Consider the following 24,685-nt stretch of genomic DNA (forward strand, 5'->3'; position numbering starts at 1 on the left):
GAAGGCTAAACCATTCACTAAAATATGCTTTTTAAAAATTATGTGATTGAGGAAGCCATAAGTTTCAGGCCGATAACGAAGGCAGCGGCATAGATAATTCTGTAAAATATTGCCTCTGGAACACGTTTGTTCATCCACACTCCAAGGAAAAAACCTATTGGTACTAACGGTATAAGTGATGCTGATATAGCCAGAGTTTCGATATTTATTTGCGATGCTAGAAAATATGCGGGCAGTTTTACCAAGTTTACAATTGCGAAAAACCAAACTGCTGTGGCTGTGAGCATGCGGGGCGATAGCCGTTTCGGGAGGATATATACGTGAAAGGGCGGAGAACCAGCATGAGCAATAAAACTGGTATAACCAGCGATGCCACCCCAAAAAATTCCTAAAGGTGTTGGAGCATCGGAACCATCAGTATTCTTTTGTTTGGGCCACCAGCGGTAGAGTACGAACACAACTGCTATGACGCCAACAATAAACTGGATGATCTGATCATTTACAAAAGAAGCAGTGAGGGTACCAACTATGATGCCAATGATGGCGCCGGGCAAAAGTAGTTTTAGGTGGCCCCAGTCAGCCTCGCGTCGATATTCCCAGATACCTAAGGCATCCATAGCGAGAAGAAGAGGGAGCATAACAGCGGCAGCGGTAGTTGCAGGCATTACAAGCGCTAATAGGGGCACTGCCAACAGAGCAACACCACCAAACCCACCTTTTGATATACCGGTAAAAATAACTGCAATAGCAGCTACCAGATAGAATGTAGTATCAGTTTCCACGCAACATGCTCCAAAATTTAGGAAGCCACCATACACGCTATTTAGTGTGGACGTGTTGCAAATTATGAAACGTAATGTGTGGTAAAAGCGTGATTGGTAGCGCGACAAATAATACAGGCCTCCGAGGAGCTAGCGGAGGCCTGATAGTGCTTACAGGCTTGTGCCTAAGCAAGCGAGTAAGCAGTTTTTACAGTTGTGTAAAACTCTGCGGCATAGCGGCCTTGTTCTCTGGAACCGTAGCTTGAGCCTTTAGTGCCGCCAAATGGAACATGGTAATCAACACCAGCTGTTGGCAGGTTCACCATCACCATGCCGGCGCGGCTCATTTGCTTGAAATGGTTCGACGATTTTAAGGATGTGGTGCAAATACCTGCAGATAGACCGAAGTCGGTATCGTTTGCGAGGGATATTGCTTCATCTAGATTGTTTGCTTTTAGTACTGTCGCGACTGGGCCGAAGATTTCTTCGCGGTTAATCCGCATATCATTGTTTGTATCTGCAAAGAGAGCTGGCGCCATATAGAAGCCTGGTGTTTCTTTTTCAAGCAGCTCACCACCACAAAGAAGGTTTGCGCCTTCCTGTTTTCCGATATCGACATATTTCTGGTTCTGATCAAGTTGACGTTGGTCAACAACTGGGCCAATCTGTGTGCTTTCTGCCAGTGCATCACCTACTTTAAGGCCTGCTACCTGAGCGTGGAGTTTTTCTGTGAATTCATCATAAACGGATGCTTCAACGATCAGTCGTGAAGAGGCGGTACAGCGCTGACCTGTGGAGAAGAAGGCACCGTTGAGTGCACATCCAAGTGCGTTATCAATATCAGCGTCATTCAGCACAATAAGTGGGTTTTTACCTCCCATTTCAAGCTGATACTTTGCGTTTCGTGCGCTACATGCAGCTGCAACGCGAGAGCCTGTACCAACTGAACCAGTGAAAGAAACCGCATTCACACGCGGGTCATCAAGTAGTGTTTGGCCCACTTCGCGGCCTGCGCCCATTACCATGTTGAAAACACCGTTAGGTAGGCCTGCGCGAGAAATAATTTCTGTAAGTGCCCATGTGCTGCCAGGTACGAGCTCAGCAGGCTTGATAACCACTGTGTTGCCGTATGCGAGAGCTGGCGCGATTTTCCATGCAGGGATGGCGATAGGGAAGTTCCACGGTGTGATAATACCCACAACACCAACAGCCTCGCGGGTTACATCAACAGTAACACCCGGACGGACGGAAGCCAGCATATCACCTTGGATACGAAGTGTTTCACCCGCGAAAAATTTGAATATCTGGCCAGCACGAGCTACTTCGCCAATCGCCTCTGGAAGAGTTTTACCTTCTTCACGAGCAAGAAGTTCACCTAGTTCAGCCTTGCGGGCAAGGATTTCAGAACCAATGAAATCTAGTGCATCGAAACGTGCCTGAATATTGCTGTAACGCCATGTCTTGCTGGCTTCTTCTGCTGCAGCAATTGCATCAAGTGTCTGCGATTGGCCAGCACGCGCATATTCACCAACAATGTCATTTGTATTTGATGGGTTGATGTTTGAGATAGCATTATCAGCGGCTACCCATTCACCGTTGATATAGTTTTTAAAAATCGACATGGTTTTATCTCCGTTCAAATATCTTTATCTGCGCCAGAAGCTGTTTACCCAAAGCGAGCAGGGCAATAGGGGGCTTCTGGGATGTGGCGTTCTTTCTCGGTCATAATTTCAGCAATTAATCGGCCTGTTGCAGGAGCAAGCATTACCCCCATCATACCGTGACCCGTTGCGATGCATGTGTTTTCTAAACCCGGTAATCGTCCAATCATCGGTAAGCTATCCCATGTCATGGGACGCCATCCGTACCATTGTTTTTCTTCAAGGCTAGAAATGTCTGACAGCAGGTAATCATCAACACTTGTGCGTAGTTGTTCTATCCGGTGAGCAGGCACTGTGCGGTCAAAGCCTACAAATTCCATCATGGAACCTATCCGTAATTCATTCTTAAAAGGCGTTATAGCCACATTCTTTTCTGGTATGATCAATGATGTTCTTGGGGATACTTCAGGTTTTGGTAAGGTTATGGAATACCCTTTGCCCGGTAGAACTGGGATCGAGCATTTGAGATCACGCGCGAAACTATTTGATAACGCTCCTGATGCGATAACAAGTTGCCCGACATCAAGAACGCCTGAGGAAGTTTTTAGTCTGCTTGCAACCCTGCCATTGAGTTCAATCCCTAAAACCTCGCAATTCTCAATAAAGGAAACACCACGCTTTTTGAGGTGTTGTGCCCATGATAATGTTAGGTTTTCTGGCTCCAGCAAGGCATCGTCTTTATAGAAAAAGCCTCCTGCGAGGTCTTCTTTTAAAGCAGGGTCATATTGCTTTAAATTATTTCCATCGTACCTTTCGGCTTTAAGCCCAAAAATCTTATTGAGAAGGTCATCTGTTTTAGCAAAACCATCCAGAGCTTTTTGATTTTTAAAAGCATACATTAAGCCGGATTTATGCCAGTTGCAGTCAAAAACTTTAGCTGCGATTAATTGTTCATATTCAGCAAAAGCGGTGTCTAAAATAGTCTTCAAATGGCTTGCTGTATCCAGCATTTTATCAGTTTTGCAGTTTATGGCGAACTGAAACATCCAGTTTAAGAAAGATGGTTTTAGCTGTGGTTTTATCCTGAATGGAGATTTGCTGTTAAAAAGTGATAGCAGGCCAGTTTTTAAGGCTTCCGGTGAGTTAAGTGGCAGGATGTGGCTGGGGATAATATGGCCACAGTTGCCAGCTGAACAACCAGAAGCAATAGTGCCGCTATCAAGCACAAGAACTTTATGGCCTTCGGCAGATAGATAATGTGCACAAGCGAGGCCAATGATACCAGCCCCGATTATGATGGTAGGTCTATCTGATAGCTCTTGTGTCATGGCATTCCCAAGTGGAATGGATCGTTCTCATCAAAAATTAATCTTGTTTCGCCGCAGATATAGGCACTGCCAGTGATGGAAGGGATGATCTCGCCAGCACTGTTTTTTCTATATGAGGCCTCAAATACACTGCCTACAATACTTTCCTGTAGCCAGCTTTCGCCTTCATTTAATTTACCATCATCAGCAAGGCAGGCCACCTTGGCGCTGGTGCCTGTGCCGCATGGAGATCTGTCATAAGCGCCGCCGGGGCACATAACAAAGTTCTTGCTGTTAACACCGTCAAGTTTTGAGGGGGCAAAAAATTCAATATGATCAATTTCCGCACCGTTTTTGCCGGTAATGTTATTGGCTGCTAAAGCACGTCGGACACAGAGCGATTTGTACGTAAGATCAATGATGTTATCGGTGATCAGCTCTACAGGGCTATCCTGTACCAGGAAAAACCAGTTGCCTCCCCAGGCAATATCTCCCGTTACGTCACCTATTTCAGGTACACGGACAGTTACATTTTTCCTGAACCGGTAGCTGGCAATATTTTCGAGGCGCACTTTGTTATCAGAGAGAAGCTCAGCTTGCACGACGCCAACTGGCGTCTCTATATCGTGAATGCCCTCACTAATTTTCCCTAGATATGCCAGTGTGTTGATAAGGCCAATAGTGCCATGACCACACATCCCAAGAAACCCTGCGGTATTGAAGAAAATCACACCAGCCGTATTCTTTGGATCGACCGGTTCGCACAAAAGGGCACCAACCGCCGCGTCAGAGCTTCGCGGTTCACGGATGGATTTCGTGCGGAAATCATCAAATTCGCGTGCGAATAATTTGCGGCGTTCTGCCATAGAGTTGTGGCCCAAATCTGGGCCACCTTCAATAATAACGCGGGTGGGCTCACCCCCGGTATGTGAATCTATAACTCGCATTTAAGGTATTATCCTACCTTACCTGGCCAGCTATCCCACCAGTTTCTGAACTGTTGCCATGCTTGCTCAATAAAAGCTTTTTGAGAACTGGAAAGCTGGTCAAAATCATTTAATTGGTGCGTATATTCAGGGTTGCCTTCCAGCACCATCAAATGTTTGTAGTAGAGAACCAGATCAGGGCCTTCATCGAAGGTAGCTAATACCTGCAAAGCGGAATCAAGTTCATAGGCAAGTCGGCGCGCTTCTGCATCGCCCTTCGCTGCCCTCTGACAAAGCTCAACAAGACGTAAGACTTCAGTCGGTAGAGCGTTACCAACACCGGTAATCGCGCCACCTGCTCCACAGTTTACAAACCCGTGGAATGCCTGAGTATCTACACCTACCATGAGAATGAGATTGTTATCACCTGAAGTGATATTCTCTGCTGCATAAGTAAGGGATTGAGCACCACCAAATTCCTTGAAGCCAACAAGATTTGAGTTTTCTTCTCTTAGTTTAAAGAAGAGGTCAGCTTTGGTTTCATAGCCATAATAAGGGCTATTATAAATAACAGCAGGAAGTTCAGGCGCTGCCTTTAGTACAGCCGAGAAATGATGATACTGTGCGGTGGGAGAAATCCCTCGGGATAGAACCCGAGGGATAACCATTAGGCCCGCGGCGCCAACGTCAGCCCCGTGTGCGGCTAGGGCTGCCGCACGTTTAGTGTTTTGGGCGCCAGTGCCTACAATAACCGGTACACCTGCGTCACAAAGGGCTTCCACCCCTTGCATTCGCTCTTCATCAGTGAGAAGCGGCCAATCCCCCATCGATCCGCAGTAAACAACAGCACTCATGCCAGCGTCGATCTGCTCACGACCCTTCTGCGCCAAAGCAGCGAAATCGGGCGTTCCGCTATTGTCGCAGGGTGTCATCAACGCCGGCATACAGCCAGAAAAAATACTGTTGTTTGTCATAGTAAACGTCCTCTTGACTACCGTGTTATTGCAGGATTGATAATATCACCGGGGTTCTTTTACGTCTTGGCAATTATCTTGATATAAACTTGATTTTTTGCATAAAATGAATTTCTTAAACTGCCAAAAAACAGGTTTTATGTATGGTTGATAAGCGTTATTGCCCGACAGAGGAATTATTTGATTGTTTGCCAGATACTGTGTTTTTCATCAAAAACACAGCTGGACAATATGCTGTGGTGAATGAAACGCTTGTTAAAAGATGTGGCCTCCGCAGAAAGAGCGAACTTATAGGAAAAAAGCCGTCAGAGGTGCAGGGACGTTCGCTTGGGGCTGATTATGAAAAGCAAGACCTGAAGGTTTTATCTAGCGGTCAACCCATCGTAAACCAGCTGGAACTTCATACTTATCCGGATCGTTCTCTTGGATGGTGTATGACCAACAAGTATGCAGTTTATGATGATGAGGGTATCCTGTTGGGGCTCGCTGGAGTTTCACAGGATTTGCGTGCTCCTGATGAAAATCATGCAGATTATGCTCAATTGCAATCAGTTATTGAGTATACGGAAAATCATCTATACTTGCCACCGGACGTGAAAAGTTTGTCGGAAAGAGCCGGGTTTTCTCCTTATCAACTGGATCGCCGTATCCGTGATATCTTTGGTCTTTCCACGGGGCAATGGATACTTAAATTGAGATTGGACCTCGCTCGAAAACAGTTGCTTACAACAAAACTTCCCATTGCGGAAATCGCGAATAATGTTGGCTATGCAGACCAGAGCGCATTTAGCCGGCAGTTTTATCGAGCAACCGGTTTCTCTCCGCTTGCTTTCAGGAAAACTGGGAAATACTAAGCACGTTTAAAGTATCTAATGTTGCATTTTTTGGAACGCTAAGTGTCAGTTATCGCTGCTTGTGCCTAGTCCTCTAACGCCTATTTCTTCAACATGTTTAAGAATAAGGAGATGCGAAATGCTGACAGTGAGAAGAAGCGAGGATCGTGGTTATTTTGATCATGGCTGGCTTAAGAGCCATCACAGTTTTTCCTTTGGTGATTATTATGACCCACAGTTTATGGGGTTTGGTTCCCTACGTGTGATTAATGATGATATTATTGCCCCGAATATGGGGTTTCCAACCCATCCCCATCAGGAGATGGAGATTGTTTCCTATGTGGTGCGTGGTGGTTTGAAGCACAAAGACACGCTGGGGAATGGTTCAATTATCAAGGCGGGTGATGTACAGCGCATGACAGCAGGTACGGGTATTCGCCATAGCGAGTTTGCTGGTGATGAAGAAGTTCATCTCTATCAAATATGGATATTGCCGGGCACAAAGGGCCTTGAACCATCCTATGAGCAAAAACAGTTTTCAGCGTTGGAAAAGCAAGGCGCTTGGAAACTTGTTGGTAGTGAGGATGGGCGGCATGGTTCTGTGACTATTCACCAAGATATAGCAATGTACTCAACGTTGGTGGATGCCGGGGATACGGTTTCCTATGCTCCCGAAGATAATAGAAAGCTCTGGCTACAAATGGTTTCGGGTGAAGCGGAGGTAAATGGCGAAGTTCTCTTCGCGGGCGATGCAGTAGCGATTGCTTTCGAAGATGAGATCAGTTTTAAAGCGCTACAAGACAGTGAAGCTTTGTTGTTTGATATGGCGATGTAAATGAAAAAGCCCCGTATTGTACGGGGCTTTTATTATTTTGTTTTAAGGTAAGTATAACCCTTAAGGCAATTCTCATAAAAGTCAGTAAGCTTCACGCCTTGCCTTGATTTAATAGTGCCTGCTGCAATTTCCTGATCAATGGCATCTTTCACACGGTCAGCCATAGCGCCCGGGTTATACTGCATGATCTTCAGGACCTGTGCGGCGGAGGAACCCTCTACTACTTCTTCGATATAAAAATCGTTAGGATCATCATCATCGCAGGAAACATGTACCTCATTCAGGCGACCAAAGAGATTATGCATATCGCCCATCACGTCTTGGTAGGCACCAGTTAGGAATAAGCCGATATAATATGGTTCTTCCTCGTTAAGCGCGTGAAGAGGCAGGGTGCTATTGGTAACAGTATCACCTATGAACTGTGCAATTTTACCGTCGCTGTCACAGGTGATATCCACGAGCGAGCAGTTTTTTGTCGGTTCTTCATTCAAGCGGCTGATGGGCACAACAGGGAGTACCTGATCAATCGCCCAGCTATCAGCTGCAGATTGGAAAACAGAGAAATTACAGAGATATTGGCTTGATAAGCGCTCAGTAAGGCTGGTGCTTTCTTCCGCCATACTGTCGTGGGTATCCAGATTACCTTCCACCCGGCGCATTACAGTCCAATACATGGTTTCAATGCGGCCAAGTTCCTTAAGGCCGATCACGCCCAGTTTGAAACCAGCTTCCGCATCTTCCTTGATTTTCTGAGCTTCGTTATGAGCAGCCTGATAGTTTTGAAGGTCATGCAGATTTTCAACCAAATCACGCATGTTGGTTACAAGAATATGTTCATCTTCAACAGCTGCAGTTGGCACAAGGCCGGTATCGTTTTTAATCTCACCGATCACTTTGGTTACAACGCAGCTATGATGTGCGGTGATAGCGCGGCCGCTTTCGCTAACGAGTGTCGGGTGCGGTGCGCCTTCAAGGTCACATACCTGTTTGGTACCGTAAACCACAGATTCTACATATTCCTGCAGGGAATAGTTGCGAGAGCTTTCGCTGGTAGAACGGGTGCCGTCATAATCAATGCCGAGGCCGCCACCTACATCAAGATATTTGAGCGGTACACCAAGTTTATAGAGCTTGGCATAAATGCGTGCAGCTTCGTCTATAGCATCCTGTACGGAACGAATATCAGTGAGCTGGCTACCGATATGGAAATGAAGCAGGGAGATACAATCCAGATATCCCTCAGCTTCGATCAGCTCAACGGCATTCAGGATTTCAGAAATACTGAGGCCGAATTTAGCGCGTTCTCCGCTGGAGCTTTCCCATTTACCGCGGCCTGTAACGCGCATTTTCGTGCGAAGGCCGATAATTGGCTTCACTTTCATCTCATTTGCGAGATCCAAAAGCGGCTTGATTTCAGAAAACTTCTCGATCACTACCACTGTATTACGGCGAAGTTTATTACCAAGCAGGGCAAGGCGCAGGAACTCTTCATCTTTATAACCGTTGCAGATGGTAAGTGCTTCAGAACTGGTTTTGTAGGCAAGAACAGAAAGGAGTTCGGCTTTTGAACCAGCTTCCAAGCCAAAATGGAAGGATGCGCCAGCGCGGGTGATTTCATCCACCACTTCGCGCATTTGGTTCACTTTGATCGGGTAAACACCGCGGTAGGGTGCGTCGTATTTTGCTTCTTCGATTACTTCACCAAAGGTGCGGTTCAAACGTTCTACCTGACTGCGGAGAATGTCATGGAATCTGAGTACTACGGGAAATTGGATACCTTCCTGAACAATCTCATCGAGCACAGCACGCATATCAATACGAACGCTGTGATCTGTTTCAACGGGCAAAACATGCATATTGCCGTTTTCGCCAATATCAAAGAATGTGCCACCCCACCGACTTACACGGTAGATGTCTTCAGATTGTTCAATAGTCCAGTTTTCCAATTCAGATAATCCTTACTTATCAAGAACAAGAATAAGTTCACGTACCACTTTTGCAGCAAATACTTCGCTGTTGCCAGTGCTGTCGATGGGCGGTGATAATTCAACTACATCCGCACCTACAAGGTTTTTCTCGCGGAGAATTTTTACAAGACTGATAAATGAGTGGAAATCCTCACCGCCCGGTTCTGGCGTACCTGTGCCCGGGAAAATGCCCGGGTCAAAATAATCCAGATCAAGGGTCAGGTAAATTGGGCGTTCAGCAGGAATAGCTTTCACTCGTTCTAAAAACTCGTCACGGCTGGTGGCGATAGTTTTGTGCTCACGCATATATTCATATTCTTCACGGGTGCCTGAACGGATACCGTACTGAATAAGTTCGTTCTGATCTGTGAAATGATCAAGCGAGCGGCGGATGATGGATGCGTGGCTATAGTGATAGCCTTCATAACCATCCCGCAGGTCAGCATGAGCATCAAGGTGTAGTAACACCATATCAGGGTATGCTTCTAAATGCCGTTTGATAGGCGCATAGGAAATGCTGTGTTCACCACCAATGGTGAGGATTCGCACTTTGTCACCAGCCAGATCAATATCCTTGAAGATAGTTTCGAAATCATTGGATGCTGATTTCCACTGTTCTTCAATCCCTGTTGAGGCATCAAGCTTCAGATTGCCAAGGTCATAAAACTTGTGATCTTCCGTACAGCCGTTCTGGTAGGGTGAAAAGCTTTCAATACCATCTGATACATACCTGAGAGCATCAGGACCAAAGCGGGTTCCCTTGCGAAAACAAGCAGTTCCATCAAATCCGAAGCCGATCAAGTGCGTGCTGTTTCGGTATAGGGCACCACCTTCTACGGCGCAGTAATAAAGATCATCCGGTGTGTTCAGAGCGACAGTGATGTCGCAAATCTTTTCGCTCATTTTTACTTTCCTAAGCAGAAGAATACTGACAGTATCATTTTCTTGCTCGCATACCTTAAAAAGTTAGGGTATGTCATCCCCCCAATTTTACCGAGGACTATTTCTTTGTGGAGCTAGGCATTGTTCTTTGAAGGATCAGAAAAAAAAGCTGAAATCATCTTAAGCAGTAACAAGATTAATCTGCTTGATGATACGTATAACGATTTCTGGGCAGAAATGGTGGAAAAATGCCATGCACAGATACTTTCCAGCACAACAAATGATCGCTGTAAGGCATTTCTACTGTCGGAATCCAGTTTGTTTGTCTGGTCAGACAGGCTGCTTATTCTTACGTGCGGCACAACACGCCTTGTGAAGGCTGTGGAATATTTCCTGCAAAAGTTTGGGACAGATGCGGTAGAGCAGGTGATCTACCAGCGCAAGAATGAGTATTTCAGCCACAAACAACATAGTAATATCCTAGATGATGTAGCGCTGCTTAATGAATATGTGCCGGGATCAACCTTCCGTTTCGGAGAGCTTGATAGCCATCATGGGTATCTTTTCAGTGTGGATAATGATTTCCGTTCGCAGGATAGCGACCGCACGTATGAATTGCTGGCGTATCAGATTGGCCGTGAAGCTTCCACGAAGTTGACAGACCCGTCACTTTCTTGCGCAGATGTATTTGAATTCCTTGAGCTCGACGAGATTATCCCAGGTTTTCAGGTAGATGATTTCCTCTTTGAGCCATTCGGTTATTCACTGAATGCTATCAAAGGGGATGATTACCTGACCATTCACATTACGCCGCAGGCGAACAGCAGTTATGTGAGCTTTGAAAGTAGTGTGGACCTTATCGAACATGCGCCGCGTATCCTAAGGGTTCTGCGTCCAGCATCGTTTGATTTGATGACTTATAATGATTTTGATTTTGCTGACCGCATCAGCGAAATGATCCCTGCAGAATATGTAAGCAAGGAGCTGGTGAGCTATAAAATGCCGTCCGGTTATGATGTGAAATTCGCAAGCTTCCTGCGCCCCCAAACGAAATTTACTGAACCAACCAAGGTTTTTGCCCAAGGAGAAGATTATGTACTCTGATCTATGGATTGAAGAAAAATTTGAAGACTTTCTGGGCCTGCGCCTGAAGGTGGAAAAAGTGCTGTTCTCAGGCAAAAGTGAGTTCCAGAGCGTGGATGTGGTGGAAACCAAGGGCCACGGTAAAATGCTCTTGAACGACGGCCTGATTATGGTGACGGAAAAAGATGAAATCGCCTACCATGATATGATCGCCCACGTGCCGCTTTTCACACACCCAAATCCGAAGAAGGTTTTGGTAATCGGCGGTGGTGATGGTGGTACTGCCCGAGAGGTGATCCGCCATAAAGGCGTTGAAAAATGCGTGATGGTGGAAATTGATGCGATGGTGGTTGATGCCTGCAAAGAGCATATCCCGCAAACATCTTCTGCGCTTGATGATCCGCGTATAGAACTTATCATCGGAGACGGTGTGAAATATGTGAAGGAAACATCAGAGAAGTTTGATGTGATCCTTGTCGATTCAACAGATCCGATTGGCCCAGCTGCCCCGCTTTTTGGTGCTGAGTTTTATACAGATGTTATGAACTGTCTGTCTGATGATGGTATCGTTGTTTCACAAGGTGAAAACAGTTGGTATGCCCTTGATGTGCAGCAGTCACTCCTCAAAGTGCTGAACGACGTTTTTGAAAATGTATGGCTTTATAATTTCTCAAACCTTACCTATCCGGGCGGGATGTGGAGCTTTACGTTCGCTTCAAAGAAATATGACCCTATCAAGGATTTTGATGCGAGCCGTGTGGCGGCTTCTGGCCTTGAGTTTGATTATTATAATGCCCCGCTGCATACAGGTGCATTTGCTATCCCAAGCTTTGCCTTGAAAGGCCTTGATGGGCTTATCAAAAACGGTAAGTAGATTTTAGCGCCATATAAAGTAAAGCAGGGCTACAGACGAATCTGTAGCCCTTTTTTTAGCTTCTGTAGAACAAGGAGCGCTGCGTTTTAGAAACGGAAGCGTGCCCGGATTGTGGCTGCGTGACTATCAAAGCCAGACCGGAACTCCCCATCGTAGCCGAGGGAAATTGTAGTGCCGCGCTCGGCGAGCAGCGCAACAGAAGCATCCACTTCAAAACTTGATTGGCTAGGGTCAGCACCAATCAGGTTGAAGTTGTTGGAGCCGGCGAAAGAAGCACCCAATGTGCGCTCATCACCAGCAAAGTCGTAGTAATATCCAACAGAAAGTTGAGGCAGGAGCTTGTAGCTGCCGAAGTCAGTCGGAGCAGCGAATTTCACGCCCACACCACCTTCGAAGTAGCTTACGCTATCTGCTTCAATATTAAGGCCAAGGCCGCCTGCTTCCTGATAATCATCCTGATCAACAGACGCATACTGAAGGCTTGCAAATGGTGTTACCTCAATGCCTGAGAAATCAGTTTTGATACCACCAACAACCTTTGCGGAGAATTCGTTCACATCAAACTCACCACGGATAGTTTCATCAAATGTGCTAAGGCGTGCGCTGTCTGCATTACCAAACACATAAGAAAGTGAGCTGTTCAGGAAGGATGTGCCGTCATCATAGCCTGCGTAAGCGTTGATGCTGTAGCTGTCGATGCCAGTTACTTCACCAGCACCGCCTACCTCATCGATATCAATATCTGAGTATGAGAAAGCTACACCAGCGCGAACATCATCACTAACTGCGGTATCAAGACCAATCACAAAACCATATGCATCAGCATCATAACCAGTTTGGGAAAGGTTGTTTTCACCATCTTGGTCCGCTGTACGGCCAAATGCCTGACCCCAAAGACCAAAGCCTGCGTTTTCACCGAAACCAGAGAAACGATCTTCGATTAGAGATAGAACCTGGTTTTGTGTTTCATACACTTCACGTACGATACCAGCATTCAATGTTGGTAGAAGGCTTTCAGTTGCACCAGTGAACTGATCGTTGCTTGTGAAGCCGTTTACAGCGTTTGCGATTGTGCCAAAAGCGGTATTCCCTGAGCCTGATGTAAGCGCGCCAGTGAAAGCAGAAGCGAAGCCGTTGATGTTTGCATCTGAAGATACGTTGCTTAGGTTAGCAACTGTTGGTGTAAGCGTGATGCTGTTCCCTGTCGTTGCCAAGGCAAAATCAACAAGGAAGCTGTTATCCCCGGTGAAGTTTGCTGAACCTGTTAGGTCACCAGTTGCTGTAAGCAGTGTTTGTGTTGTACCGAAGTTCACTTGCGTTACATCAGCAATATCTTGCGCAATTGTGCTGTTAGCACCAAGAGCCACATCACCAGTTACTGCTAGCGTACCGTCCTGTGTGAAATTCAGGCCACCGTTTACTGCAACATCACTGTTGATAGTGCGTGCCGCATCAACAACAAGGTTTGCTGCATTGATGTTTACCTGATTATCACCAGTGCCTAGATCAATGTTACCGTTGATCGCGCCACCCGTGATGTTTAGAACATCATTACCGCTACCTGTTAGAACGTCACCGTTCAGTGCACCACCAGTTTGGTTGATGATTACATTACCTAGAGATGTACGTGTATCAATCGCTGCTGTTGCACCGCTGATGGTACCAGAGTTTGTGATGGAACCCGTGAACGTGATGTTTTCAAGCAAGATACCTGCTGAAGTTTCAGAAGCAACTGCGCCTGAGTTATCAATTGTTAGGTCCACTTCAGGGCGCATCATGTTCGGCGGGTAGAAAGCACGGATACCAGCAGAAGCACCAGACGCCAGAGCATCACCACGGCCCTGAATTGTGCCTGAGTTAGTGATTGTGTGCGTGCGAGTACCAGCTAGTGCCTGAATGGATACACCAGAACCGTTATTGCCAGCGCCTGCATCAATAGTACCAGTGTTATTCAGTGTGATGTTGTTTGCTGTACCGTCAAAGTAAACAGTACCATTACGCTGGTCACCAGTACCGAGAATGGAGCCTGAGTTATTAACAACAAGGCCTGTACCGTCGATGTTCAGTGCGCGGCTATCTGATGAAATCGTACCAGCGTTGTTTACAACACCGCCTGTGTGATCAGCACCGCCAGCAGGAACTGGGTTGCCAAAGTATAGGCCATTGTTCACGCCAGAGATAACACCACCAGCTTCGTTGGTAAGTGTACCTTGGAAGCTAACGCCGTTCACGAAGCGGATACCAGCTGTTGTGCCAGCCGTTGCCTCGCTGTTGATCAGGCCGGAGTTAGTAATTGTACCAGTGAACAGGCCAGTTGTTGAACCGTCCAGCGCGCCATCAACACGTGTACGTTCAAAACGGATACCGTCACCCGCAGTTGCAGCACCCGCGCTTGCCTGACCGCGGCCCTGGATTGTGCCTGAGTTTGTAATGGTGAAATCGTTACCATCTGCAGAAAGCTGGGCAGAGAAACCTGCACCTTCGTTGCCTGCGCCGGCATCGATTGTGCCGCTGTTGTTCAGGTTGAAATCCTGAGCAGTGATGTCAGCATACACAGTACCGTTACGCTGGTTGCCTGTACCAAGGATGTTGCCTGAGTTAACGACTGAAAGATTTGTACCGTCAATGTTCAGTGCGCGGCTGTCAGATGAGATCGTGCCACGGTTGGTGAGACCACCACCAAAATCTACACCATCAACCAAACCACCATCGTGGTTACCTGTACCGAAATACACACCGTTATTAACGCCAGAGATCGTGCCGCCCTCTTCGTTTACAAGTGCGCCTTGGAAGTTAACACCATTCACCGCTCTGAAGCCGCCAGTTGTGCCAGCTGTTGCTTCACTGTTGATTGTGCCAGAGTTCGTGATAACACCAGTGAATGTACCTGTTGAGGAGCCGTCGAATGCACCATCAACACGGGTGCGCTCTAGCCTGATACCATCACCAGCCGTTGCTGTGCCTGCGCTGGCTTGGCCGCGGCCTTGGATTGTACCTGAATTATCGATCACAAAGTTGCTGCCATCAGCAGATAACTGTGCAGAGAACCCAGCACCTTCGTTGCCCTCACCAGCATCAATTGTACCGCTGTTGTTCAGCGTGAAGCTTTGTGCAGTAATATCGCTATATACAGTACCATTACGTTGGTTGCCTGTACCAACGATGTTGCCTGAGTTGTTTACAACAAGACCTGTACCGTCGATGTTCAGCGCGCGGCTATCAGAAGAGATAGTACCAGCGTTGTTTACAACACCACCTGTGTGGTCTGCACCGCCAGTTGGAACCGCGTTACCGAAGTATAGGCCGTTGTTCACACCAGAGATTGTGCCGCCTTCTTCGTTTGTAAGTGTGCCTTGGAAGCTCACACCATTCACAAAGCGGATACCAGCTGTGGTGCCGGCAGTTGCTTCACTATCGATTGTACCTGAGTTTGTGATTGTTCCAGTAAACAAGCCTGTTGTTGAACCGTCTAGAGCGCCGTCAACCCGTGTGCGTTCAAAACGGATACCGTCACCAGCAGTTGCAGCGCCTGCGCTTGCCTGACCGCGGCCCTGAATTGTGCCTGAGTTTGTGATGGTGAAATCATTACCATCTGCAGAAAGCTGGGCAGAGAAACCAGCACCTTCATTACCTGCGCCGGCATCGATTGTGCCAGTGTTGTTCAGTGTGAAATCTTGCGCGGTAATATCGCTGTACACAGTACCATTACGCTGGTTGCCTGTACCTACGATATCGCCAGAGTTATTAACTGCGAGGCCAGAACCATCGATGTTCAGAGCACGGCTGTCAGATGAGATTGTACCAGCGTTATTTACAACGCCGCCAGTGTGATCAGCGCCGCCAGTTGGAACTGGGTTACCGAAGTATAGACCGTTGTTCACACCAGAGATTGTACCGCCTTCTTCATTGGTAAGTGTGCCTTGGAAGCTCACACCGTTCACGAAGCGAATACCAGCTGTTGTGCCTGCAGTTGCTTCACTATCAATTGTACCTGAGTTTGTAATCGTACCAGTGAACAGACCTGTTGTTGAACCATCTAGTGCACCGTCAACACGTGTGCGTTCAAAACGGAGGCCATCACCAGCTGTTGCAGCACCTGCGCTTGCCTGACCGCGGCCTTGAATTGTACCTGCGTTTGTAATAGTGAAGTCATTACCTTCAGCGGATAGTTCAACTGAGAAGCCTGCACCCTCGTTGCCTTCGCCTGCATCAATCACGCCACCGGTTTGGTTATTCAGTGTGAAGTTTTGTGCTGTGCTATCAGCATATACAGTACCGTTGCGCTGGTTACCTGTGCCGATGATATTGCCTGAGTTGTTGATCGTTAGATCAGAACCATCAATGTTTAGCGCACGGCTACCAGACGAAATTGTACCTGTGTTTGTTAGTGTTCCACCTGTGTGTTCGCTATCACCAAAATAAACACCGTTGTTCACACCGGAAATAGTACCGCTGTTCTCGAAAGTGCCTTGGAAAGCAATAGCGTTATTGAAGCGTACGCCAGCAACTGGGCCTGAAGCTCCTTCAGAGGCGATTGTACCTGAGTTGTTGATTGTACCTGTGAACAGGTAAATTGGAGCAAGGCCGGGACCTTGGAAACGAAGACCATCACCAGCTGTGTTGGCTGGGGCTGCATCTTGCCCACGACCTTGAATGGTGCCAGCATTATTGATTGTTGCGTTAACGGAACCATCTAGTTCCAGAGCAACACCCGCGCCATTATTACCAGCGCCGGCATCAATCACGCCACCAGCATTGTTGTTGATAGTGTAGTTGTCAGCTGTGCGGTTGGCATAAATTGTACCGTTACGCTGATCACCTGTACCCAGAATACTACCTGAATTGTTTAGCGTGGTGCCATCAACTGTTAGGTTAACCGCGCGGGATTCGCCTTGAATAATGGCGCCAGCCGCGTTGTTAATAGTAGCATTCAGGCCACCGGTACCAACATTTACAGTCTGTGTTACACCAGTTGTAGAGATTGTTCCGCCGTTATTAAAAATTACACCGCTGTTGATAATGTTGATCACAGGGTTGGCAGCGACCGTACTGCTGCTGCCTGATGTTACAACGATAGTTTCATTGTCTGCTGTGCTGTTAACAGTGGCGGTGTTGCCGTTTGGCACTTCTGTTTGCGCAACTGCAGCTGTGGAAAGAAAAGCGATAGTGGAGACAGAGGCCGCCAGCATCAGCTTTCTACTTTTATTATGACTTAATGAATAACTCATTTTTCTTCCTTCCGAGGAACCTATACCTTCGTAAGAAAATGCATTGGGGGCATTTCCTGAACGAGGCAAAGGTCATGGTGGGAGGAAAAAATATCTAATTCTATTTAGTTATAGAAAATATTACTTTGTAAAATAGTTGTTTAATTTCAGTGCTTTAGATTGATGTGTATCACATCCATGTGTATGCTCTAGTATAGTTTCGTGATTGGCTGTGAACTGAGTTGTTTAAAATTTTACGTAATTTAGAAAATTTCTTACCTATTCATAACTGTATTGTTAATCTGGCGTTCATATTACTTAACAGTTTTTACCTATATTAGAGAAATAACCTGTGGAGGCATGTATTTGCCCAGCGCTTCAACAATGCCGGGAACTAGGTTCAGGCGCGGGCAGCTGCTGCGGTATGCAAAACCAATAGTTCGGATAAATCTTTCCGAATTTACGCGGATATAAGCGCAGTTCAGATCCCGTTTTTTACACTCTTCAACACCCATCGCAGGAAGAAGTGTGCAGCCCATACCTTTTGATACATACTGAACCAATGTTTCAAGGCTGGTGGCGGAAAGGTCAGACGGAAGGTTAGAGCCTACTGATTTGTCCTTGCAAAGTGCCAGTGCACTATCTTTTAGGCAGTGCCCACCCGCGAGCAGGATAATATCTCTGTATGGTAATTCGCTTTCTTCAACACTTTCTTGCCCTGCAAGAGGGTGGTCTTTGTGAACCGTGAGGTAAAGTTCTTCATCATACAAATCCACGGTCTCAACACCATCACGCCGTTGTGGCATGGCCATCATCGCGATGTCTACTTTACGGTCTATCAGGTTATCCAGAAGAACTGTGGGCCCTTGTTCACTGAAAACCAGTTGAACGCCTTCAAATTCCCTGCGAAGGGCATCGCAAATGGTTGGCAGCATATAAGGGGCCACTGTCGGGAAGATGCCTATCCTGATCGGAACGGCAAGAGGATCGCTGTATAGCTTCACCAGATCAGACATTTCCTGCATGCCAACAAGCACAGAAGCTGCGGCATCCATAAATTTTCCGCCTGCATCGGTTAAGCTAATACCAGTTTTCTTGCGATCGAACAGAGTGAGGCCGATGCGGGTTTCTATCCGCTTTATCTGATTTGAAAGCGCGGGCTGTGTAACATTACAGGCTTGTGCAGCTCGGCTGAAACTTTGGTGTTGTACAACAGCGGAAATATATTCAAGATCGCGCTGGTTTACCTGCATCGTATAATCCTTCAATTTAAAAAATTAATAGAATATTAACTATGCTGGAGCCGAAACAAAAATAACAATACTGTAATATGTGTTTAGTTTAGGCTCGGGGAAGCAGGATTTTATGAACGGATCGTCGGGAAAAATTACCAGATGGCTTGAAAAAGCCCCTGCGCCTTTATTTGTCCTATATGCTACCAGCGCGGCATTCATTACTTATTTTTGTATGTATGCTTTCAGGAAACCTCTTACCGTCGGCACCTTTGAAAATGTTGTTGGTTGGGAAGGGGCTATTGATTTTAAAACCGCTTTAGTGATCTCTCAGCTTGTTGGATATGCCGCTTCCAAGTGGATTGGCATTAAGGTTGTCTCTGAGATGACTGCTGCAAGGCGCGCACTTGCAATTTTGTTATTGATTGGAATAGCGGAAATTGCGCTTGTCCTTTTCGCATTATTGCCAGCACCACTGAACCTTATTCCTTTGTTTTTCAATGGTTTGATGCTTGGTATGATATGGGGGCTCGTATTTTCCTACCTTGAAGGACGACGCACCAGTGAAATTTTGGGAGCAGGGCTGGCGACCAGTTTTATCGTGTCGTCTGGCGTAGTGAAATCAGTTGGGAAATACCTGATCCTTGATTGGAATGTATCTGAATACTGGATGCCAGCCTTAACGGGAGCTTTGTTCTTTGTGCCATTATTCATTGCTGTTTTCTTTCTTTCCAAACTGCCGCAGCCAACTGAAGAAGATGAGATGGAGCGATCAGCGCGAACCCCAATGCATAAGGCAGAGCGATTATCATTTTTGAAAGATTATATGGTAGGACTGTTAGCTCTTGTGCTTGCCTATGTGGTTTTCACAGCTTTCCGAGATTTCCGGGATAATTTTGCAGCAGAGATATGGATCGCGCTTGGTTTTGGTGATGCGCCGAGCATGTTTACCTTTTCTGAAGCGCCGGCCACACTTATAGTTCTTGTGGTGCTTGGTGCGACTATGTGGATTAAAAGCAGCAAGTTTGCATTAAAGCTCTATCATATGATTATTGCCGTAGGCGCTGGTATTCTGGCTTTTGCGACATATGCTTTTCAGGCAGGCATAATTGGGGGCGCGCTATGGATGGTGCTTTTGAGCTTGGGGTTATACCTCGCCTACGTACCATTCAACTGTATCCTTTTTGACCGTATGATGGCAGCAGTGAAAAAGCCAGGGAATGCGGGTTTTCTTATCTATCTGGCTGATGCTTCGGGCTATGTGGGAAGTGTTGGCTTAATGCTCTATAAAAGCCTTGTGGCGCCTGATCTGAATTGGATCGAATTCCTAGAAGGATTTGCCTATATAACCGCAGTTGTTGGCCTAATTTTGGTGGTTTTATCAAATTTATATTTCAGTAAGCGCATTCATACATAGAAACGTCATATTAAGTTTGTTATGTAGTAACGAAATTACCTGAGAGGCCATAATGAAGCTGGATAGAAGACAATTTAATAAAGCTATTGGATCAATTGCATTTGCTGGGCTTGCGGCAAGCATGGCGGGCTGTAGCCCGTCTGTTGCAAGAGAAAAGCTGCAAGCTTATGGCCCGCTTATTAAAGATCCTGATGGCCTTTTCGATTTGCCAAAAGGCTTTAGCTACAAGGTTATCTCCAAACTTGGCGATAAGATGAGCGATGGCTGGACGGTACCTGACCGTGCTGACGGTATGGGCTGTTTTGCTCTGAATGGCTCAGAAGTAGCGCTTGTGCGAAACCATGAATTAAAGATCGGTCACACGGGTGAGGGGGCTTTCGGTGAAACCATACCGGAAGGTGTTGAAGTTTATGACACCAACGATGATGGTGAGATCATGGCAGGCGGCACTACCACTATTGTGTATGATGTGGTGAGCGGTGAACGTGTAAGAGAATATGTAAGCCTTGCAGGCACGATCCGGAACTGTTCTGGTGGCGTTACCCCTTGGGGGAGTTGGCTTACGTGTGAAGAAGATGTCACAAACGCTGGTAATGGGGCTCATAAAGATCATGGCTATGTTTTTGAAGTGCCGGCAGATGCAGAAGGCGTAGTTAGCCCTGTACCGCTCAAGGAAATGGGGCGTTTTAACCATGAAGCTGCGGCGGTTGACCCTCGCACCGGCATTGTTTACCTGACTGAAGATCGTGATAACAGCCTTTTTTACCGTTTCATTCCAAAGGTAAAAGGCAAGCTATCGGAAGGCGGAAAACTGCAAGCTTTGGCTCTGAAAAAGGCCAAGGGTATGGAAACCCATAATTGGAATGATAAAAACCTGACAGTAGGTGTTTGGGAAGCTTCAGAGTGGGTTGATCTGGATAACCCTGAAAGCCCCGAGGATGATCTTCGTTATCGCGGGCAGGAAAAAGGCGCGGCAACCTTCGCACGTGGTGAAGGTATTCACTGGGGTGATGGTGAGCTTTACTTCTGCTGCACCTCCGGCGGTGCCGAAGGTTACGGACAAATTATGCGCTATAAACCTTCTGAACATGAAGGCGAGAGCGGTGAGGCTGATAAGCCGGGGCAACTGCAGTTATTCCTTGAATCCAGAACATCTGAAGAATTTAACTTTGGCGATAACCTTACCGTCGCACCAAACGGACACCTGATTGTGTGCGAAGATCAGTATAGCCTTGTAGTGGATAACCATCTGCGAGGTGTTACTCCTGAAGGTAAGCTATATGATTTCGCGAAACTGCAGTCTCAGACAGAGCTTGCGGGTGCTTGTTTCTCACCTGATGGCTCTACGCTATTCGTGAATGTTTATAGCCCTGCAAAAACACTGGCAATTACAGGGCCGTGGGCAGATTTTAAAAACGCTTAATGGAGAAGGAGCATAAGCCCCTTTTTTTATGCTGACACGACGGCTTTAATCAGCGCCAGTGTTTCTTCGTTCCATTCAATATCTGATGTCTCTAAACGGTTAAGGCGGTGGTATTCCGCAGCAGCGAATTTGCTTTCACCTAAACCACTTTCCTTCTGGTCAGCGGCTTCCAGCAGTGTAATGACATAATAAAAGATATCTGCCATCCGCTCGATCAGCTTCTTTAACTTCATGGACTGCAATGCCGTGCTGGATGATTTGCATGCTTCCATATCTTTCTTGAGAACGGTGAGATAGCTTTCTGCTTTTGCTTTTTCAGATGCGACAGAAGTGGGAAGCATAGCCAGATAATCTTCCATTGCTTTGAAGTAAGCTTCATCATGGGCATAGCGTGCGATATCCCGCTGCACCTGCACGATAAGCGTATTATGGGTGCCTTCCCAGTTCTCGTAAATTACACTGTCTCTGAGCAGACGCGGCAGGCTTGATTGCGTTTCAATAGCGCCGTTACCGCCCAAAGTGTCGATTGAATGGTGGACATTATCAACCACGCGCTTTGAGATAATGCTTTTGCTGATGTTGGTCATCAGGCGGAGGAAGGCATGCATATAGTCTGGCATCTCTTTGCCTGTGTCCGCATCGTCCTGTCCGGCAAGTAGTGCATACATGCCAGCAAGACCAACGGTTACATCGGTTTTGATGCCCGCGAGATTTTCCTGCACCAGCGGATAATCAATGATGGTATTTCCAAAAGCCTCTCGGGTATCTGCATAGTTTCTAGCGGTTTGATACGCACGCTCGTTCATGCCGAGAACGGAGATTGCCAGAGAAATGCGGGAGAAATGAACCACCTGTTCCATCATACGGTTAAAGCCGCGCTCTACGCTGCCTGCAGGCACTGCATATGCATCGTGAAAATCAATCTCGGAAGATGCGAGAGCTTTTGTACCCATTTTTTCCTTGAGACGGCGGAAAGTGAAATCATTCTTACTGCCATCAGGTTTACGTGCTGGTACGATGAAGACTGACAGTCCTTTAGTGCCTTTAAGTTCTTCGCTGTGGCGGGCAGTGATAACCATTAATTCAGCATTAGCGTTAGAGCAGAACCATTTTTCACCGCGAATGCGCCAGTTACCGTCGCTATCTTTCCAGGCTTTGGTCGCGTTTTTACCAACGTCTGATCCGCCTTGAACTTCTGTAAGGAATTGGGATGACGTGAAGTTATCGTCATAACTTGGCACTTCAAGCATATCAATCCAGTGCTGACGTTCAGGAAAATCATCTACGTAACGGAGCAGGCGAACAGTCTCAAACGTGCAGGCAATTGGGCAGTTATGCCCAGCCTCACCAGCGTAAGACGACAGGAGGAAAAAAGCCATGCCCTCTTTCAGACCACCGAGCGTGCCGAGCCGCTTGATCATGCCAGAGCCATAGATGATATTCCCGGCTTCGTTATATTTGGGGTGGTGGATGATGCGGTCATCCCGGTCACCAATACCGTTAAAATGCTCAACACGTGGGTTGTTGAAGCGGAGGTCATTTTCCATCACTGCTGGTTCGAGTTCAGCTGGAACTTGTGCGCCGAAAGAAACTAATTCTGGGTGCAGTTCCTCATATGCAGCGCCAAGCCAATACCGGAATGTGTGAACAATATCGGGGTCAGTCAGGTAAGAATTTTCCTGCATTTTCGCCATCCACTGGCGCATGCCTTCTCGGCCTTTGTTCTGTTCAGGACGCGTTTCTGCGGCCCCCATACGTTTTTCATCCAGTGCGGCTGCCGCATCTTTGGCTAAATTCTGGTTCATGTTCATCTTTGTCCTCCAACCCGCAGAAATGAGCGATTTTCATCATTATATTCTTGAATTTGGCTGAAATACTATGGTATTTAGGACAAAATGTTTGGTGTACAGGTCAAAGGAATATGATCATATGAGCGGTAAGAAGATTCTGGTGTATTGCCCGAAAGAAAGCCTTGGGTTTAGCGCTTATATGATTCAGGAGCTTTGCTGGGCTGCTATTCAGATCGCGGGGAAAATGAGCGCAGGCCTCGCCATGCACATTAATAAGCCGCGGCATAGCGTTCAGCTTGTAAGTGCGACGGGGCAGGCATCTGCCTCCTCTTCTGGCGTTACAATTGTTCCAGATGCTTCTATTGCGGATGTGGAGGAAGCTGATGTGGTATTTCTCTCCGCATTTTGGGGAAGTGCGGATAAGGCGCTTGAAGCTGAACGTGATTTGATGCCGTGGCTACAGAAACTTGCGAAGCATAAATGTATAATCGCTGCTATTAGTAACAGTCCGCTGTTTCTTGCAGAAGCTGGCTTGCTGAACGGTGAAACCGCAACCATTTATGCGCCTTATGCAGATGAATTTAAGGCCAAATACCCGGTAGTAGACCTAAAGCTTGAGCGAGCGATCACGAGCGCGGGGAATATTTACTGCGCTGACGGTATTGCATCCAGCTGTGATATGATTGTTCTTATTCTCGAAACTTTATTTGGCCCCAGTGTTGCGCGTGAAGTAGAGCGCAGGTTCCTTATCGGTTTTAACCGTAGTTACATGGTGAATACTATTGATTTTGATGGGCAAAAGTTCCATCAGGATACAAAAATTCTAGCAGCGCAAAAATGGATTGAGCGCCATTATGCACAGGATATCTCTATTGCAGGTGCTGCGGACATGGCGGGAATGAGTACGCGTAATTTCAGTAGACGCTTTAAAGCCGCTACGGGAGATACACCAAATGAGTATCTCCAGCGTGTACGAGTTGGGGCGGCAAAGCTCCTGTTAAAGAATGGGCGTGATCGAATTATCGATGTTTCCCACAAAGTGGGTTACACGGACCTCGGTTCCTTTAACCGTATATTCCTGCGTATTGTTGGAGAAACCCCTAGTGAGTACCGGAAAAGCCAGTTGCAGTAAGTTGCTGTTTTTCAGCCATCTTGTACATAAGCGGCAGGATATTCTTCTGGTCCATAATAGAGGGATCAAATTTATCCTGACTACTGTACTTCAGGATTAACTGTTGGTTGCTCATGCTATCCCCAAGGAAAGCCATGGACCAATCATGGAACGTACGCGTGTCAATACGGTTGACACTGATTAGATCAATGGCGCCATGTCGGTGGTCGGCGCAGATATGATTGCAGAAGATGTTACTTACTTTCCTGCGTTGGCCTTCAAGAATTTGTACGAAATATTTACCGTGGAGCCATAGGGCGCCAGTAACATTTTCGGCTTTGTTACGTTTTCTGGCAGACTGGAGCAATTGCTCCATATCCAGCTCTGTTGAGCGGTTCACTTTGCTTGCGTAAGTAAGCTGTATCAAGGAATTTGGCATAACTCTCTCCCGCGGCTCCCCAA

Annotated in this window: 18 protein-coding genes; 7 read left to right on the top strand and 11 right to left on the bottom strand. The window is 46.8% G+C overall.

Annotated elements, in window-relative coordinates:
- Window positions 1-38 precede the first annotated feature (38 nt).
- From KFE96_RS08295 to KFE96_RS08315, 5 genes are all read right to left on the bottom strand, one after another.
- The gene (locus KFE96_RS08295; RefSeq protein ID WP_255835518.1) at window positions 39-782 is read right to left on the bottom strand and encodes a sulfite exporter TauE/SafE family protein; all 744 of its coding nucleotides are present in this window, start codon (window positions 780-782) and stop codon (window positions 39-41) included.
- Window positions 783-946: 164 nt separating this feature from the next.
- Complete coding sequence (locus KFE96_RS08300; RefSeq protein WP_255835519.1) at window positions 947-2,383, bottom strand: aldehyde dehydrogenase family protein; 1,437 nt, start codon at window positions 2,381-2,383, stop codon at window positions 947-949.
- Window positions 2,384-2,427: 44 nt separating this feature from the next.
- Complete coding sequence (locus KFE96_RS08305) at window positions 2,428-3,690, bottom strand: FAD-binding oxidoreductase (protein WP_255835520.1); 1,263 nt, start codon at window positions 3,688-3,690, stop codon at window positions 2,428-2,430.
- Window positions 3,687-4,616 (bottom strand): proline racemase family protein, encoded by a 930-nt coding sequence (locus KFE96_RS08310; RefSeq protein ID WP_255835521.1) that lies wholly within the window; start codon window positions 4,614-4,616, stop codon window positions 3,687-3,689. The genes KFE96_RS08305 and KFE96_RS08310 overlap by 4 nt, the downstream gene beginning before the upstream one ends.
- A gap of 8 nt (window positions 4,617-4,624) precedes the next feature.
- The gene (locus KFE96_RS08315) at window positions 4,625-5,569 is read right to left on the bottom strand and encodes a dihydrodipicolinate synthase family protein (RefSeq protein WP_255835522.1); all 945 of its coding nucleotides are present in this window, start codon (window positions 5,567-5,569) and stop codon (window positions 4,625-4,627) included.
- Between the two features lie 143 nt (window positions 5,570-5,712).
- Here KFE96_RS08315 and KFE96_RS08320 point away from each other — a divergent pair, with 143 nt between their 5' ends.
- On the top strand, window positions 5,713-6,423 hold the full coding sequence (locus tag KFE96_RS08320) for an AraC family transcriptional regulator (protein WP_247020676.1): 711 nt from the start codon (window positions 5,713-5,715) through the stop codon (window positions 6,421-6,423).
- A 118-nt stretch (window positions 6,424-6,541) separates the two neighbouring features.
- Window positions 6,542-7,237, top strand: a complete 696-nt coding sequence (locus KFE96_RS08325) for a pirin family protein (RefSeq protein WP_255835523.1) — start codon at window positions 6,542-6,544, stop codon at window positions 7,235-7,237.
- A 32-nt stretch (window positions 7,238-7,269) separates the two neighbouring features.
- On the opposite strand, the gene speA is transcribed toward KFE96_RS08325, so the two are convergent.
- Window positions 7,270-9,183 (bottom strand): biosynthetic arginine decarboxylase, encoded by a 1,914-nt coding sequence (gene speA, locus KFE96_RS08330; protein ID WP_255835524.1) that lies wholly within the window; start codon window positions 9,181-9,183, stop codon window positions 7,270-7,272.
- A 12-nt stretch (window positions 9,184-9,195) separates the two neighbouring features.
- Window positions 9,196-10,107 (bottom strand): agmatinase, encoded by a 912-nt coding sequence (speB, locus tag KFE96_RS08335; RefSeq protein ID WP_255835525.1) that lies wholly within the window; start codon window positions 10,105-10,107, stop codon window positions 9,196-9,198.
- A gap of 120 nt (window positions 10,108-10,227) precedes the next feature.
- Between speB and KFE96_RS08340 the strand changes: the two genes are divergently transcribed.
- Both KFE96_RS08340 and speE read left to right on the top strand, forming a co-directional pair.
- The gene (locus KFE96_RS08340) at window positions 10,228-11,190 is read left to right on the top strand and encodes an S-adenosylmethionine decarboxylase proenzyme (RefSeq protein ID WP_255835526.1); all 963 of its coding nucleotides are present in this window, start codon (window positions 10,228-10,230) and stop codon (window positions 11,188-11,190) included.
- Window positions 11,180-12,043: a polyamine aminopropyltransferase gene (gene speE, locus KFE96_RS08345; RefSeq protein WP_255835527.1), complete on the top strand. Its 864-nt coding sequence runs from the start codon at window positions 11,180-11,182 to the stop codon at window positions 12,041-12,043. The genes KFE96_RS08340 and speE overlap by 11 nt, the downstream gene beginning before the upstream one ends.
- Window positions 12,044-12,129: 86 nt before the next feature.
- Here the strand turns inward: speE and KFE96_RS08350 are convergent, their stop codons facing one another.
- Window positions 12,130-17,271, bottom strand: a complete 5,142-nt coding sequence (locus KFE96_RS08350; protein ID WP_255835528.1) for an S-layer family protein — start codon at window positions 17,269-17,271, stop codon at window positions 12,130-12,132.
- Between the two features lie 311 nt (window positions 17,272-17,582).
- Entirely contained in the window at window positions 17,583-18,503 is a 921-nt protein-coding gene (locus KFE96_RS08355) for a LysR substrate-binding domain-containing protein (RefSeq protein ID WP_255835529.1), read from the bottom strand.
- A 112-nt stretch (window positions 18,504-18,615) separates the two neighbouring features.
- Here KFE96_RS08355 and KFE96_RS08360 point away from each other — a divergent pair, with 112 nt between their 5' ends.
- Window positions 18,616-19,899, top strand: coding sequence for a DUF5690 family protein (locus KFE96_RS08360; protein WP_255835530.1), 1,284 nt, complete (start codon window positions 18,616-18,618; stop codon window positions 19,897-19,899).
- A gap of 52 nt (window positions 19,900-19,951) precedes the next feature.
- Window positions 19,952-21,322, top strand: a complete 1,371-nt coding sequence (locus KFE96_RS08365; protein ID WP_255835531.1) for an alkaline phosphatase PhoX — start codon at window positions 19,952-19,954, stop codon at window positions 21,320-21,322.
- Between the two features lie 26 nt (window positions 21,323-21,348).
- On the opposite strand, the gene KFE96_RS08370 is transcribed toward KFE96_RS08365, so the two are convergent.
- Window positions 21,349-23,133: an acyl-CoA dehydrogenase family protein gene (locus KFE96_RS08370; protein ID WP_255835532.1), complete on the bottom strand. Its 1,785-nt coding sequence runs from the start codon at window positions 23,131-23,133 to the stop codon at window positions 21,349-21,351.
- Between the two features lie 118 nt (window positions 23,134-23,251).
- Between KFE96_RS08370 and KFE96_RS08375 the strand changes: the two genes are divergently transcribed.
- A complete protein-coding gene (locus KFE96_RS08375) occupies window positions 23,252-24,244 on the top strand; it encodes a GlxA family transcriptional regulator (RefSeq protein ID WP_255835533.1) in 993 nt (330 codons plus the stop codon).
- On the opposite strand, the gene KFE96_RS08380 is transcribed toward KFE96_RS08375, so the two are convergent.
- Window positions 24,213-24,662 (bottom strand): BLUF domain-containing protein, encoded by a 450-nt coding sequence (locus KFE96_RS08380; RefSeq protein WP_247020651.1) that lies wholly within the window; start codon window positions 24,660-24,662, stop codon window positions 24,213-24,215. The genes KFE96_RS08375 and KFE96_RS08380 overlap by 32 nt on opposite strands.
- Window positions 24,663-24,685 lie beyond the last annotated feature (23 nt).

Source organism: Kordiimonas sp. SCSIO 12603, from assembly GCF_024398035.1.
Taxonomy (GTDB): Bacteria; Pseudomonadota; Alphaproteobacteria; order Sphingomonadales; family Kordiimonadaceae; genus Kordiimonas.

What these genes read in the sequence shown, in the direction of transcription:
- KFE96_RS08325 (WP_255835523.1), top strand. Translation starts at nt 6,542, where the DNA reads ATGCTGACAGTGAGAAGAAGCGAGGATCGTGGTTATTTTGATCATGGC.
- KFE96_RS08375 (WP_255835533.1), top strand. Translation starts at nt 23,252, where the DNA reads ATGAGCGGTAAGAAGATTCTGGTGTATTGCCCGAAAGAAAGCCTTGGG.
- KFE96_RS08310 (WP_255835521.1), bottom strand. Translation starts at nt 4,616, where the DNA reads ATGCGAGTTATAGATTCACATACCGGGGGTGAGCCCACCCGCGTTATT.
- speE (WP_255835527.1), top strand. Translation starts at nt 11,180, where the DNA reads ATGTACTCTGATCTATGGATTGAAGAAAAATTTGAAGACTTTCTGGGC.
- KFE96_RS08380 (WP_247020651.1), bottom strand. Translation starts at nt 24,662, where the DNA reads ATGCCAAATTCCTTGATACAGCTTACTTACGCAAGCAAAGTGAACCGC.
- KFE96_RS08365 (WP_255835531.1), top strand. Translation starts at nt 19,952, where the DNA reads ATGAAGCTGGATAGAAGACAATTTAATAAAGCTATTGGATCAATTGCA.
- KFE96_RS08370 (WP_255835532.1), bottom strand. Translation starts at nt 23,133, where the DNA reads ATGAACATGAACCAGAATTTAGCCAAAGATGCGGCAGCCGCACTGGAT.
- KFE96_RS08350 (WP_255835528.1), bottom strand. Translation starts at nt 17,271, where the DNA reads ATGAGTTATTCATTAAGTCATAATAAAAGTAGAAAGCTGATGCTGGCG.
- KFE96_RS08300 (WP_255835519.1), bottom strand. Translation starts at nt 2,383, where the DNA reads ATGTCGATTTTTAAAAACTATATCAACGGTGAATGGGTAGCCGCTGAT.
- KFE96_RS08320 (WP_247020676.1), top strand. Translation starts at nt 5,713, where the DNA reads ATGGTTGATAAGCGTTATTGCCCGACAGAGGAATTATTTGATTGTTTG.
- KFE96_RS08305 (WP_255835520.1), bottom strand. Translation starts at nt 3,690, where the DNA reads ATGACACAAGAGCTATCAGATAGACCTACCATCATAATCGGGGCTGGT.
- KFE96_RS08360 (WP_255835530.1), top strand. Translation starts at nt 18,616, where the DNA reads ATGAACGGATCGTCGGGAAAAATTACCAGATGGCTTGAAAAAGCCCCT.
- KFE96_RS08355 (WP_255835529.1), bottom strand. Translation starts at nt 18,503, where the DNA reads ATGCAGGTAAACCAGCGCGATCTTGAATATATTTCCGCTGTTGTACAA.
- speB (WP_255835525.1), bottom strand. Translation starts at nt 10,107, where the DNA reads ATGAGCGAAAAGATTTGCGACATCACTGTCGCTCTGAACACACCGGAT.
- KFE96_RS08315 (WP_255835522.1), bottom strand. Translation starts at nt 5,569, where the DNA reads ATGACAAACAACAGTATTTTTTCTGGCTGTATGCCGGCGTTGATGACA.